Origin of the sequence: Staphylococcus caeli (assembly GCF_900097965.1) — a bacterium.
Lineage (GTDB): Bacteria > Bacillota > Bacilli > Staphylococcales > Staphylococcaceae > Staphylococcus > Staphylococcus caeli.
Window position 1 is genome coordinate 37,384 of record NZ_FMPG01000003.1, and the last position, 12,648, is coordinate 50,031.

24 protein-coding genes are annotated in these 12,648 nt (G+C 35.2%); all 24 read right to left on the reverse strand.

Features of this window, described 5'->3' with window-relative positions; translation table 11 throughout:
* Window positions 1–5 precede the first annotated feature (5 nt).
* Window positions 6–812, reverse strand: a complete 807-nt coding sequence (locus BJS11_RS04995; RefSeq protein ID WP_069995263.1) for an energy-coupling factor transporter transmembrane component T family protein — start codon at window positions 810–812, stop codon at window positions 6–8.
* Complete coding sequence (locus BJS11_RS05000; RefSeq protein WP_069995262.1) at window positions 802–1,665, reverse strand: energy-coupling factor transporter ATPase; 864 nt, start codon at window positions 1,663–1,665, stop codon at window positions 802–804. The genes BJS11_RS04995 and BJS11_RS05000 overlap by 11 nt, the downstream gene beginning before the upstream one ends.
* Complete coding sequence (locus tag BJS11_RS05005; RefSeq protein WP_069995261.1) at window positions 1,662–2,471, reverse strand: energy-coupling factor transporter ATPase; 810 nt, start codon at window positions 2,469–2,471, stop codon at window positions 1,662–1,664. The genes BJS11_RS05000 and BJS11_RS05005 overlap by 4 nt, the downstream gene beginning before the upstream one ends.
* A 452-nt stretch (window positions 2,472–2,923) precedes the next feature.
* Window positions 2,924–3,292 carry a 50S ribosomal protein L17 gene (rplQ, locus tag BJS11_RS05010; protein WP_069995260.1) on the reverse strand — a complete coding sequence of 123 codons (369 nt, stop codon included), beginning with the start codon at window positions 3,290–3,292 and terminating at the stop codon, window positions 2,924–2,926.
* 18 nt (window positions 3,293–3,310) lie between these two features.
* Window positions 3,311–4,255, reverse strand: a complete 945-nt coding sequence (locus tag BJS11_RS05015) for a DNA-directed RNA polymerase subunit alpha (protein WP_069995259.1) — start codon at window positions 4,253–4,255, stop codon at window positions 3,311–3,313.
* A 76-nt stretch (window positions 4,256–4,331) separates the two neighbouring features.
* Window positions 4,332–4,721 carry a 30S ribosomal protein S11 gene (gene rpsK, locus BJS11_RS05020; RefSeq protein WP_000101625.1) on the reverse strand — a complete coding sequence of 130 codons (390 nt, stop codon included), beginning with the start codon at window positions 4,719–4,721 and terminating at the stop codon, window positions 4,332–4,334.
* A gap of 23 nt (window positions 4,722–4,744) precedes the next feature.
* The gene (gene rpsM / locus BJS11_RS05025) at window positions 4,745–5,110 is read right to left on the reverse strand and encodes a 30S ribosomal protein S13 (protein ID WP_069995258.1); all 366 of its coding nucleotides are present in this window, start codon (window positions 5,108–5,110) and stop codon (window positions 4,745–4,747) included.
* Window positions 5,111–5,131: 21 nt separating this feature from the next.
* Window positions 5,132–5,245: a 50S ribosomal protein L36 gene (rpmJ, locus tag BJS11_RS05030; RefSeq protein WP_002482634.1), complete on the reverse strand. Its 114-nt coding sequence runs from the start codon at window positions 5,243–5,245 to the stop codon at window positions 5,132–5,134.
* A 31-nt stretch (window positions 5,246–5,276) separates the two neighbouring features.
* Entirely contained in the window at window positions 5,277–5,495 is a 219-nt protein-coding gene (infA, locus tag BJS11_RS05035; RefSeq protein ID WP_069995257.1) for a translation initiation factor IF-1, read from the reverse strand.
* A 171-nt stretch (window positions 5,496–5,666) separates the two neighbouring features.
* Entirely contained in the window at window positions 5,667–6,317 is a 651-nt protein-coding gene (locus BJS11_RS05040; protein WP_069995256.1) for an adenylate kinase, read from the reverse strand.
* Between the two features lie 17 nt (window positions 6,318–6,334).
* Complete coding sequence (secY, locus tag BJS11_RS05045) at window positions 6,335–7,627, reverse strand: preprotein translocase subunit SecY (protein WP_069995255.1); 1,293 nt, start codon at window positions 7,625–7,627, stop codon at window positions 6,335–6,337.
* On the reverse strand, window positions 7,627–8,067 hold the full coding sequence (gene rplO, locus BJS11_RS05050) for a 50S ribosomal protein L15 (protein WP_069995254.1): 441 nt from the start codon (window positions 8,065–8,067) through the stop codon (window positions 7,627–7,629). Before rplO ends, secY begins: the two co-directional genes overlap by 1 nt.
* 18 nt (window positions 8,068–8,085) lie before the next feature.
* Window positions 8,086–8,265, reverse strand: a complete 180-nt coding sequence (gene rpmD / locus BJS11_RS13575; RefSeq protein WP_002482630.1) for a 50S ribosomal protein L30 — start codon at window positions 8,263–8,265, stop codon at window positions 8,086–8,088.
* 19 nt (window positions 8,266–8,284) lie between these two features.
* On the reverse strand, window positions 8,285–8,782 hold the full coding sequence (rpsE, locus tag BJS11_RS05060; RefSeq protein ID WP_011302602.1) for a 30S ribosomal protein S5: 498 nt from the start codon (window positions 8,780–8,782) through the stop codon (window positions 8,285–8,287).
* 20 nt (window positions 8,783–8,802) lie between these two features.
* Entirely contained in the window at window positions 8,803–9,165 is a 363-nt protein-coding gene (gene rplR, locus BJS11_RS05065; RefSeq protein ID WP_011302601.1) for a 50S ribosomal protein L18, read from the reverse strand.
* Between the two features lie 31 nt (window positions 9,166–9,196).
* The gene (gene rplF, locus BJS11_RS05070; RefSeq protein WP_069995253.1) at window positions 9,197–9,733 is read right to left on the reverse strand and encodes a 50S ribosomal protein L6; all 537 of its coding nucleotides are present in this window, start codon (window positions 9,731–9,733) and stop codon (window positions 9,197–9,199) included.
* Between the two features lie 27 nt (window positions 9,734–9,760).
* Window positions 9,761–10,159: a 30S ribosomal protein S8 gene (gene rpsH / locus BJS11_RS05075; protein ID WP_017722932.1), complete on the reverse strand. Its 399-nt coding sequence runs from the start codon at window positions 10,157–10,159 to the stop codon at window positions 9,761–9,763.
* Window positions 10,160–10,190: 31 nt separating this feature from the next.
* Complete coding sequence (locus BJS11_RS05080; RefSeq protein WP_002482625.1) at window positions 10,191–10,376, reverse strand: type Z 30S ribosomal protein S14; 186 nt, start codon at window positions 10,374–10,376, stop codon at window positions 10,191–10,193.
* A 21-nt stretch (window positions 10,377–10,397) separates the two neighbouring features.
* Window positions 10,398–10,937, reverse strand: a complete 540-nt coding sequence (gene rplE, locus BJS11_RS05085; RefSeq protein ID WP_069995252.1) for a 50S ribosomal protein L5 — start codon at window positions 10,935–10,937, stop codon at window positions 10,398–10,400.
* 25 nt (window positions 10,938–10,962) lie between these two features.
* The gene (rplX, locus tag BJS11_RS05090; RefSeq protein WP_048792964.1) at window positions 10,963–11,280 is read right to left on the reverse strand and encodes a 50S ribosomal protein L24; all 318 of its coding nucleotides are present in this window, start codon (window positions 11,278–11,280) and stop codon (window positions 10,963–10,965) included.
* Window positions 11,281–11,323: 43 nt separating this feature from the next.
* Complete coding sequence (gene rplN, locus BJS11_RS05095; protein WP_002482622.1) at window positions 11,324–11,692, reverse strand: 50S ribosomal protein L14; 369 nt, start codon at window positions 11,690–11,692, stop codon at window positions 11,324–11,326.
* 31 nt (window positions 11,693–11,723) lie between these two features.
* Entirely contained in the window at window positions 11,724–11,987 is a 264-nt protein-coding gene (rpsQ, locus tag BJS11_RS05100; RefSeq protein WP_002482621.1) for a 30S ribosomal protein S17, read from the reverse strand.
* Window positions 11,988–12,013: 26 nt separating this feature from the next.
* Window positions 12,014–12,223 carry a 50S ribosomal protein L29 gene (rpmC, locus tag BJS11_RS05105; RefSeq protein WP_002482620.1) on the reverse strand — a complete coding sequence of 70 codons (210 nt, stop codon included), beginning with the start codon at window positions 12,221–12,223 and terminating at the stop codon, window positions 12,014–12,016.
* Window positions 12,213–12,647 carry a 50S ribosomal protein L16 gene (rplP, locus tag BJS11_RS05110; RefSeq protein WP_069995251.1) on the reverse strand — a complete coding sequence of 145 codons (435 nt, stop codon included), beginning with the start codon at window positions 12,645–12,647 and terminating at the stop codon, window positions 12,213–12,215. The genes rpmC and rplP overlap by 11 nt, the downstream gene beginning before the upstream one ends.
* Window position 12,648: the final 1 nt, after the last annotated feature.

The following is a 12,648-nucleotide window of genomic DNA, read 5'->3' on the forward strand; positions in this document are numbered from 1 at the left end:
ACTTATTACACTCCCATATATTTTAAGCCAAATAATATGATTGCGATTGGAATTAATAATAACAAGATTAAGCTATCCTGCCATTTCCACTGCAATCTTCGATAATTTGTTCGTTCATGTTTCGTATCATAACCTCTTACCTCCATCGCAATGGCTAAATCTTCAGCTCTCTGAAAAGCAGAAATAAATAGTGGTATAAAAAGCGGTATAAATGCTTTAAATCTATTGATTAGACCACCAGAGCTAATCTCAGAGCCACGAGACTTCTGAGCAAGTATAATCTTATCTAATTCATTCATTAGCGTTGGAATGAATCGTAACGCAATAGACATCATCATACTTAATTGATGCACTGGAATTTTTATAATTTTAAGTGGTGATAGTAGTTTCTCAAACGCATCAGTTAAGTCAATAGGGCTCGTGCTCAATGTCATAATAGTTGATACCATTATAATAAACATTAATCTCAATATAATATAAATGCCTTCTAATACACCATTCGTATCAATCGTGATAAAATTCAATTCGAATAACGTGGTTCCACCTTTAGTAAAAAATAAATGCATGAGAAATGTAAACACTAAGAAAATCCATATCGGTGTAAGTCCTTTGACTAAAAACCACAATTTAATATGTGCCAGTTTCATAAACGTAAGAATTAATAGTAATAGCCATAAATATGTGCCAAATGAATGCGCAAAAAATATTAAAATAATAAAAACAAAGACAAAAATTAATTTCGCACGAGGATCTCGTTGGTGTATTTTAGAATCTAGTGGCAAGTAGCGGCCAATGATAAATTTATCTTTCATCTCTTTGCCACTCCTTATACATTTCAATAAATTCAGCTTCAGTCAACGCAACCTTCTCAAATTCAAATTGATGTTTATGTTCAATATCACGTTGCAGTTTAACAATATCTGGGACATCTAAATGCAAATGACTCACATATTGCGTATCCTTAAATAACGTTCTAGGTGTACAAGTTTCCACAAGTTGCCCTTGATTCATTATTTTAATTTCATCAACATATGTTGCGACATCATTCATTTCATGTGTCACCAAAATAATTGTTTTATTTTGTTCTACTTGTAGTTTTTTAATCATTTCCATGATTTGTTTTCTACTTTTTGGATCAAGACCTGCCGTAGGTTCATCTAATATTACAATATCAGGATCCATCGCTAAAATGGATGTGATTGCAATCTTTCTCATTTGTCCACCTGACATTTGAAATGGTGATTGCTGAAATATATCTCTATTGAAACCTAAATCCATCAATAATTGAAATGCCCTCTCTTTTACTTGTTCAACTGGCATACCAAAATTTTTAGGTCCAAATAATATTTCTCGTTCTACAGAATCCTCAAATAATTGCGATTCTGGAAATTGAAATACCATTCCTATACGCTTACGCACTTCTTTTAATGCTTTATCTTTAGTTTTATGCGTGATTGTAATATCATCTATTGTTAAGTGACCTTCTGAAGGTTTCAGTAGTCCATTCAAATGTTGGATAAGTGTTGATTTACCAGAACCTGTTTGACCAATAATGGCATAATATTTTCCTTGTTCAAATGATGTAATTATATTCTGAATTGCTAAGTGTTCAAAAGGTGTGCCTTTTTGGTAAGTAAAGCTTACTTGGCTAAATTTAACTGTCATAGTTTATTTACCAACCCTTCATACGTTATGTAGTCTACACACCCTACTAATGCTCTATGCATTCTTATTGAAAAAGGTAAATCTAATCCAATTTGTGCTAATTGATTACCATCATTAAAAATTTCATGTGGTAATCCTGTTTGATATACTTGTCCTTCATTTAATACGACTAAGTAATCGGCTTCTGCTGCTTCTGTAAGATCATGCGTTATGGAAATAATTGTGACTTCTTTTTCATCTTTTAAACGATGTATTAACGCTATAAGTTCTTTTCTGCCTTCAGGGTCTAACATAGAGGTTGCTTCATCTAAAATGATAATATCCGTGTTTAGTGCAAGTACACCAGCAATTGCAACTCGTTGTTTTTGGCCACCTGAAAGCGATTGTGGTTCATAGTCCAATCTATCCAACATTTCAACGTCTTCAAGTGCTTTAGGTACTAAGGCATGCATATCTTCATATGAAACACTGTTATTTTCTAATCCGAATGCCACATCAAATTCAACAGTTGAACCTACAAATTGATTCTCAGGATTTTGAAATACAATCCCTATATGTTTACGTATTTTGCTTTTATTTTCCTCTGTAATCATTTTATCGTGTAAGTTAACTGAGCCTTCTAATGGTGATTCAATCCCAACCATTAATTTAGCAATGGTAGACTTACCTGAACCATTATGACCGACTATAGATGTCCACTTGCCTTTTGGAATGTCAAACGACACATCGTTTAGTGCAAGAGATTCATCACTATTATATTTAAAAGAAACTTGTTTAAATGTAATAATATTTTCTTGCACATCCATATCATTTGCCTCCAAAATTTTATCAACTTTAATAATATACCTTATCTATTTTACATGAAATCACTCCCATAAGAAACACTTCTAAACAAAGTTTAGTTAGTGTTTCTTAGGTATTCGCTTTAGCGAAGGTGTTCCTCTATTCACTTCTAAACAAAGTTTAGTATAGACCTTAGGGATTACTATTGCTCCGCAATTGCATAAGACCCCCTAAATCCTAAAGAATTAAGGCTTTTGGGATTACTATTGCTCCGCAATTGCATAAGACCCCCTAAATCCTAAAGAATTAAGGGGGTCTAACAATATAAAAAAGCGCGCACCCCATCACAATTTTGAGTTCACGCTTTAAATTTTATTAAGTTTTGATGGGGTACTCTGAGCTAGACAATATTTGTATGTGGCAAACATTATCGTTGCACTCATTTGCTTTATATATAGTAGTACGCATATTTAAATTAAACTAATTCAATAATTACTGACTCAGCACCGTCTCCGCGACGAGGACCGACTTTAAGAATACGAGTGTAACCGCCTTGACGTTCTGTATAACGTTCAGCAACTTCACCGAATAATTTTTGTAATGCAGTTTGAATAGTTTCATCTTCGTTTAAGATTTCAACGTTACGTAACGTTTTAGCAGCTTGACGACGAGAAGCTAAATCTCCCTTTTTACCTAAAGTGATTAATTTTTCAACAACACTACGTAATTCTTTTGCACGCGCTTCTGTTGTTTCAACACGTTCACTAACGATAAGTGAAGTAGCTAAATCACGTAACATTGCTTTACGTTGATCAGAAGTACGACCTAATTTTCTGTAACCCATGAGTTAACCTCCTTTATATTAATCTTCTTTTCTTAAACCTAAACCTAAGTCTTCAAGTTTATATTTAACTTCTTCTAAAGATTTACGGCCTAAATTACGCACTTTCATCATATCTGCTTCAGATTTATCAGCTAATTCTTGAACAGAATTAATTCCTGCACGTTTTAAACAGTTATAAGAACGTACTGATAAGTCTAATTCTTCAATAGACATTTCAAGCACTTTTTCTTTTTGATCTTCTTCTTTTTCAATCATGATTTCAGCATTTTGCGCTTCATCAGTTAATCCAACGAAGATATTTAAATGTTCAGTTAAGATTTTTGCAGCTAATGATACAGACTCTTGAGGTGTGATTGAACCATTAGTCCAAACATCCAAAGTCAATTTATCAAATTCACTACTTTGACCCACACGTGTATTTTCTACAGTGTAGTTTACACGTTCAACAGGTGAATAAAGTGAGTCCACTGGAATTACACCAATTGGTAAATCACTAGTTTTATTTTGTTCTGCTAATGCGTAACCTCTACCCTTATTAGCAACTAGACGGATTTTTAAGTGTCCACCTTTTGAAACTGTTGCAATTTTAATATCAGGATTTAAAATCTCAACATCACTATCATGAGTAATGTCACTTGCAGTTACATCGCCTTCATCTTTAACATCAATTTCCAAAGTTTTGTCTTCTTCAGAATAGATTTTTAATGCTAGTTTTTTGATGTTCATGATAATAGTAGAAACATCTTCAACAACATTATCTATAGCTGAGAATTCGTGTAATACACCTTCGATTTCAATGTACTTAACGGCTGCACCTGGTAATGAAGATAGTAGGATACGACGTAAGGAGTTTCCTAGTGTAGTACCGTAGCCACGTTCTAGTGGTTCAACAACGAACTTACCGAATTTAGCATCATCACTAATTTCAATTGTTTCAATTCTAGGTTTTTCGATTTCAATCATTTACAAATATCCTCCTTGATTACGTCGACTTGATTTGTACTGTATTTCTCAGTGACCTGCGACAATAACAATAAAATTATACGCGACGACGTTTTGGTGGACGACAACCATTATGTGGTACTGGAGTAACGTCACGGATTGCAGTTACTTCTAATCCAGCTGATTGTAACGCACGGATAGCTGATTCACGACCTGGACCTGGACCTTTTACAGTAACTTCAACAGTTTTCAAGCCATGTTCCATAGCTGATTTTGAAGCAGTTTCTGATGCCATTTGAGCTGCAAATGGAGTTGATTTTTTAGATCCTTTAAATCCTAGTGCACCTGCTGATGACCATGATAACGCATTACCAAATTCATCAGTAATAGTTACGATTGTATTGTTGAATGTTGAACGGATGTGAGCCACACCATTTTCAATATTCTTTTTCACTCTACGTTTACGAGATACTTGTTTACGTGCCATTTAAATTTTGCCTCCTTTACCTATTATTTTTTCTTGTTAGCTACAGTTTTAACTGGGCCTTTACGAGTACGAGCATTGTTCTTAGTTTTTTGTCCGCGAACTGGTAAGCCACGACGGTGACGGATACCACGGTAAGATGAGATTTCCATTAAACGTTTAATGTTTAAGTTTTGCTCACGACGCAAGTCACCTTCTACTTTATAGCTGTCAACAACTTCACGGATACGACCTAATTCATCATCAGTTAAGTCTTTAACACGAGTTTCTGGTGATACGTTAGCTGCTTCAGCAATTTTGTTAGCTGTAGTAGTACCGATACCATACACATAAGTTAAAGAAATAACAATACGTTTTTCACGTGGAATATCTACTCCTGCAATACGTGCCATAATTATTTACACCTCTCTTTATTAGCCTTGTCTTTGTTTATGTTTTGGGTTGCTACAAATTACCATTACTTTACCTTTACGTTTAATGACTTTACATTTTTCGCAAATTGGTTTTACTGATGGTCTTACTTTCATTTTTAAACCTCCCTATATTATGGAGTGACGATTATTTAGAACGATACGTAATTCTTCCGCGTGTTAAATCATACGGAGACATTTCTACTGTTACTTTGTCGCCAGGTAGAATACGAATATAGTTCATTCTAATTTTACCACTAACGTGAGCTAAAATCTCGTGACCATTTTCTAATTCTACTTTAAACATTGCATTTGGTAAAGTATCTAATACAGTACCTTCTAATTCAATTACATCTTGTTTAGCCATTAATTAACTTCCCCCTTTATGAAATAGTTGGTTATCGTCAAAAATCAACTCTAACCATACGTGTCTATAAGTGTTGTTAATCAGTCTAACTAATATAATGAATTACGTAATCGCATTGTCACTCTTATTTAATTATACCTTTGGCATTACATAGACCGTACAAAGTTGATCTTATTTTAAATCTTCTAAAATATCGATGACGTCTTTTGTAACGACTTTAATATCTCTAGAACCATCAATGTTAATTAACACATCTTTAGTATCATAGAACTCTAAGATAGGTTTAGATTGTTTAACATTGACATTTAAACGATTTGCAACTGTCTCTGGGTTGTCATCTTCACGTTGATATAATTTACCGCCGTCAAGATCACAAATACCATCAACTTTTGGAGGATTGAATACAAGATGATAAGTTGTTCCGCATTTTTCACAGATTCTACGACCTGTAAGGCGGTTCATTAATTCTTCTTCAGGTACCTCTATATTGATAACTGCATCAATTTTTCTATCTAATTCTTGCATGATATTATTTAATGCTTCAGCTTGTTCAATAGTACGAGGGAAGCCGTCAAGTAAGAATCCTTTTTTCGCATCGTCTTCAGATATTCTATCTTTAACAATGCCCACAGTAACTTCATCAGGGACTAATTCTCCACGATCCATGTATGATTTAGCTTCTTTGCCTAAATCAGTCTCATCTTTAATCGCTTTTCTGAACATGTCGCCAGTAGATATGTGTGGAATTGGGAATTTCTTAACAATTTCACTCGCTTGAGTTCCTTTACCTGCGCCAGGTAAACCCATTAAAATGATATTCATAAATGCCCTCCTACAATTTATCTACCACCAAAGCCTCTATAATCTTTTTGGCTCACTTGAGCTTCTAGACTTTTCATTGTTTCAATCGCTACACCAATTACAATTAGTAAACTTGTACCACCAACCTGAATAGATTGAGGTAAGCCCATTACTTTAGTTGCAAAAATTGGAAGAATCGCTATTACAGCTAAGAATATTGATCCTACAAAAGTTAAACGATAGAGAACTCTAGTAATATATTTTTTTGTTTGTTCACCAGGTCTAATACCCGGGACATAACTTCCTTGTTTTTTTAGGTTTTCTGCCATCTTTTCGGGATTCACTTGGACAAACGCATAGAAATATGCAAATGCTATGATAAGCACTACATATACAATCATACCGATATTGTTCGATGGGTTTGCCACGTCTGAAACTTTTTGCGCCCAACTTGCGTCAGGGAAAAACAATGTCAATGTTCTTGGTAACAAGAAGAATGCCATTGCAAAGATAACAGGAATAACACCTGCAGAGTTAACTTTTAAAGGTAAATAAGTTGCTTGTGAACCTAATCTCTGTGCTGATTGTTTCTTCGCATACTGAATTGGAATTTTACGAATAGCTTGTAATACGTATATCGCACCTACTGTCAATAGTATCATTCCAATAATTAAGCCGATTACTTTCAACCAAGCCATAGACGTATCATCTTGACCTACAAAGGCCTGTTGATAGAACTGGATTAAGGATGAAGGTAATGAAGACAAAATACCTGCGAAGATAATGATAGAAATACCATTACCAACACCAAATTGAGTGATTTGTTCACCTAACCAAATTAGGAATGCAGTTCCAGCTGTTAAAACAACAGCAATTAATAAATAACTTAAAATTGATTGATCCATGATCAATTGTCCTTTTAAGTAGTTATTAAATTGGAAAGCCATACCAATTGATTGGACAAACGCAAGTATAATCGCAAAATAACGTGTAACGTTATTTAATTTCTTTCTACCTGCTTCACCTTGTTTTGCCCACTCTGAAAACTTCGGAACAATATCCATTTGTAATAACTGCATAACGATTGAAGCAGTTATATAAGGCATTATACCCATGGCAAAGATAGAAAAGTTCTTCAAGGCTCCGCCACCAAATGTATTTAACAAGTCAGTGACACCTTGAGAACCTTGTTGACTGTCAAAAGCAGCTGGGTTCACACCAGGTGCGGGAATATAAGTACCTATTTTAAAAATTACTAACATTGCGAGAGTAAAAAAGATCTTATTACGAACTTCTTTTGTTTTAAAGAAGCTCACAAGCGTTTCAAACATTAGATCACCTCGTGTGCTCCGCCTTTTGCATCAATAGCTTCTGCTGCAGATGCAGAGAATTTGCTAGCTTTAACTGTTAGTTTTTTATCAAGTGAACCATTACCTAGTACCTTAATACCAGCTTTTTCACTCTTAACTACACCAGATTCTACTAATAAAGCAGGAGTTACTTCAGTACCATCTTCAAATTTATTAAGTTGGTCTAAGTTAACAATAGCATATTCCTTACGGTTAATGTTAGTAAAACCTCGTTTTGGTAAGCGACGGAATAATGGTAATTGACCACCTTCGAAGCCTGGTCTTACACTACCACCTGAACGCGCTTTTTGACCTTTTTGTCCACGACCACTAGTTTTACCGTTACCAGTAGCAGCACCACGTCCAACGCGGTTACGAACTTTACGAGAACCTTCTGCTGGTTTTAACTCATGTAATTTCATTTCGGCACCTCCTTAAATTTATTTTTCTTCTACTGTCACTAAGTGACTTACTTTGTTGATTTGCCCACGAATAGCAGGGTTATCTTCAACAACTACTGAAGAGTTTGTTTTTTTCAAACCTAAAGCTTCAACAGTTTTACGTTGTGTTTCTGGACGACCTATAACACTACGAGTGAGGGTAATTTGTAATTTAGCCATAACTTATTTTCCCTCCTTCTTAATTGTATAATTCTTCTACTGATTTGCCACGTAACTTCGCAACATCTTCAGCATTTTTAAGGTTTTTTAATCCGTTGATTGTAGCACGAACCATGTTAATTGGTGTATTTGAACCTAATGACTTACTTAGGATATCAGTGATACCTGCTAATTCTAATACCGCACGAACAGGGCCACCTGCAATAACACCAGTACCAGGTGCAGCTGGTTTCATAAATACGCTACCTGAACTGAAACGTCCAGTAATTGTGTGAGGTGTAGTACCTTCAACACGTGGAACAACAACTAAATCTTTCTTAGCTGCTTCAACTGCTTTTTTGATTGCTTCAGGTACCTCTTGTGCTTTACCAGTACCGAAACCAACGCGACCGTTTTTATCTCCAACTACTACTAATGCAGTGAAACGGAAACGACGACCACCTTTTACAACTTTCGCAACACGGTTAATTGTAACAACGCGTTCTTCAAATTCTTTCGCTTCTTCTCTACGAGCCATGTAAATGTCCCTCCTTTAAATTAAAATTCTAAACCATTTTCACGAGCTGCATCTGCTAAAGCTTTCACACGGCCATGGTATAAATATCCTCCACGGTCAAATACGATAGTTTTAACGCCTTTTTCGCTAGCTCTTTTAGCTACAGTTTCGCCAACTTTAGCTGATAATTCAACTTTTGAACCAGATTCATTTGCTAAATCTTTTTCTTGTGTTGATGCTTGTGCTAATGTTTTACCACTTACGTCATCTATAACTTGTGCATAGATGTGCTTGTTTGAACGATAGATGTTTAAACGTGGTTTCTCAGCTGTACCAGCTAATTTATTACGTACACGTGCATGTCTTTTTAGACGCACTTTATTTTTATCAATTTTGCTGATCATCTTAATACTCCTTTCTTCTGAAAGTTATTTATTATTTACCAGTTTTACCTTCTTTACGGCGAACGTATTCACCTTGGTAACGAATTCCTTTACCTTTATAAGGCTCTGGAGGTCTTACTGAACGAATGTTAGAAGCGATTGCTCCAACTTGTTCTTTAGAAATACCAGCAACTGTTACTGTTGTATTTTTCTCAACACCGAAAGTAATACCTTCATCAGCTTTGATTTCAACTGGATGAGAGTAACCAACGTTTAAGATTAGGTCTTTACCTTGCATTTGTGCACGGTAACCTACACCAACAAGCTCAAGTGTTTTTTGGTATCCATCTTTAACACCTAAAATCATATTGTTAATTAAAGCACGAGTTGTACCATGTACTGTTCTATCATCTTTAGAATCAGTTGGTCTTACAACTTCTAAAGTGCCTTCTTCTTGTTTATATGTCATTCTTTCATTCATTGTTCTTGATAATTCACCTTTAGGACCTTTAACAGTGATTGTGTTACCTTCAACACTTACTGTTACGTCGCTAGGGATGTCAATAATTTTTTTACCAACACGACTCATGTTATCGCACCTCCTTATTATTTATTATTACCAAATGTAACCTAAGATTTCTCCACCGATATTACGTTTTCTAGCTTCTTTATCAGTTATAACACCTTCAGAAGTTGAAACTAATGCAATTCCTAAACCGTTAAGTACTTTAGGTACTTCGTTAGCTTTTGCATAAACACGTAAACCAGGTTTTGAGATACGTTTTAAACCAGTGATAACACGTTCATTGTTTTGACCATATTTAAGGAATAAACGGATAACCCCTTGTTTATCGTCTTCAACGTATTCTACGTTTTTAATGAAACCTTCACTCTTTAAAATTTCAGCAATTTCTTTTTTAATGTTTGATGCAGGTAATTCTAATTTATCGTGACGCACCATGTTAGCGTTTCTTACACGAGTTAGCATATCTGCAATTGGATCGTTGATTGTCATTGATTGTTGCCTCCTTTCAGACTATTTTCTATTACCAGCTAGCTTTACGAACGCCAGGGATTTGGCCTTTATAAGCTAATTCACGGAAACAAATACGGCATAATTTAAATTTACGATATACAGAATGTGGACGACCACAGCGTTCACAACGCGTATATTCACGTACTTGGAACTTTTGTTTTTTTTGTTGCTTAGCAACCATTGAAGTTTTAGCCACTTAATTAGCCTCCTTTAGAGATTATTTGTGAAATGGCATACCGAATTGTGATAACAATTCACGAGCTTCCTCGTCAGTGTTAGCAGTCGTTACGATAACGATATCCATTCCTCGTACTTTACTTACTCGGTCATAGTCAATTTCTGGGAAAATTAATTGTTCTTTAACACCTAAAGTGTAGTTACCTCTACCATCGAATGCAGTTTTAGATACACCTTGGAAGTCACGTACACGTGGAAGTGATACAGCAATTAATTTATCTAAAAAGTCATACATTCTTTCACCACGAAGTGTAACTTTCGCACCGATAGGCATACCTTCACGTAAACGGAATGTTGCTACTGATTTTTTAGCTTTTGTGATTAATGGTTTTTGTCCAGTGATAGCTTGTAACTCTTCTACAGCATCATCTAATACTTTAGTATTTTGTACAGCGTCACCGACACCCATATTTACAACAATTTTTTCTATTTTTGGTACTTCCATTACTGAACTATAGTTAAATTGTTTAACTAAGTTTTGAGTAACTTCAGAGTTGAATTTTTCTTTTAAACGGTTCACAGTGGATCCTCCTTTCAATTAATTATTAATTATTAGATTTAATTTCTTCGCCTGATTTTTTAGCGATACGAACTTTTTTACCATCTTCGAATTTATAACCAACGCGAGTAGGTTCATTCGTTTTAGGATCTAATAACTGTACGTTAGAAACATGGATTGCTGCCTCTGTCTCTAAGATTCCACCTTCAGGATTAAATTGAGTTGGTTTTTGGTGCTTTTTGATAACATTGACACCTTCCACAACGACACGGTCTTTTTTAGGTTCAGTTGAAACAACTTTACCTTCTTTACCTTTGTCTTTACCTGCGATAACTTTTACGTTGTCACCTTTTTTGATATGCATGTGTGGCACCTCCTTAAATTTATATATATTTATAAATGTTTTATTAAAGTACTTCTGGAGCTAATGATACAATTTTCATGAAGTTTCCTTCACGTAGTTCACGAGCGACAGGTCCAAAAATACGAGTACCACGTGGGCCTTTGTCATCACGGATAATGACACATGCATTTTCATCAAATTTGATATATGAACCATCGTTACGACGTACGCCAGATTTAGTACGTACTACAACAGCTTTAACTACTTCACCTTTTTTGACAACGCCACCTGGTGTAGCATTTTTAACACTTACTACGATAACGTCACCGATGTTAGCTGTTTTACGACCAGATCCACCTAATACTTTAATTGTAAGAACTTCACGTGCACCAGAGTTATCTGCTACTTTTAATCGTGTTTCTTGTTGGATCATGAGTTAAACCTCCTTTATCTTCACTATTTAATTAAATAATTACTGATTCTTCAACAATTTCTACCAAACGGAAACGTTTAGTTGCTGATAAAGGACGTGTTTCTTGAATTTTAACTGTGTCCCCTAATTTAGCTGAGTTGTTTTCATCATGAGTTTTGTATTTTTTAGAGTATTTTACTCGTTTACCATATAACTTGTGCGTTTTGTATGTTTCAACAAGTACAGTTATCGTTTTATCCATTTTATCGGAAACGACTCTACCTACATAAACTTTACGATCATTTCTTTCGCTCACTTTAGTAACCTCCTCTTTCAATTGAATTATTGATTCGCTTTACCTTGTTCAATTTCTCTTTCACGAGCAACAGTTTTTAGACGTGCAATCGTTTTTCTTACTGTGCGAATACGTGCAGTTTCCTCTAATTGACCTGTAGCTAACTGAAAGCGTAGGTTAAAAAGCTCTTCTTTTGAAGATTTGATTTGCTCTTCGATTTCTGAAGTGGTTAAGTCTCTAATTTCCTTAGCTTTCATTTTGTTCACCACCCAATTCTTCACGTTTTACAAACTTAGTTTTAACTGGAAGTTTGTGACTTGCTAAACGTAATGCTTCACGCGCAACTTCTTCGTTAACGCCTGCGACTTCAAATAAAATTCTACCTGGTTTTGCAACTGCAATCCAGCCTTCTACTGCACCTTTACCAGCACCCATACGTACTTCTAAAGGTTTTTTAGTGTAAGGTGTATGTGGGAAGATTTTAATCCAAACTTTCCCGCCACGTTTCATATAACGAGTCATTGCAATACGAGCTGATTCGATTTGACGAGATGTGATCCAAGAAGTTGTAGTTGCTTGTAAACCATACTCACCAAATGTTACATAGTTACCGCCTTTAGAACGACCAGTTGTTTTAGGACGATGTTGACGACGATATTTTACACGTTTTGGTAGTAACATT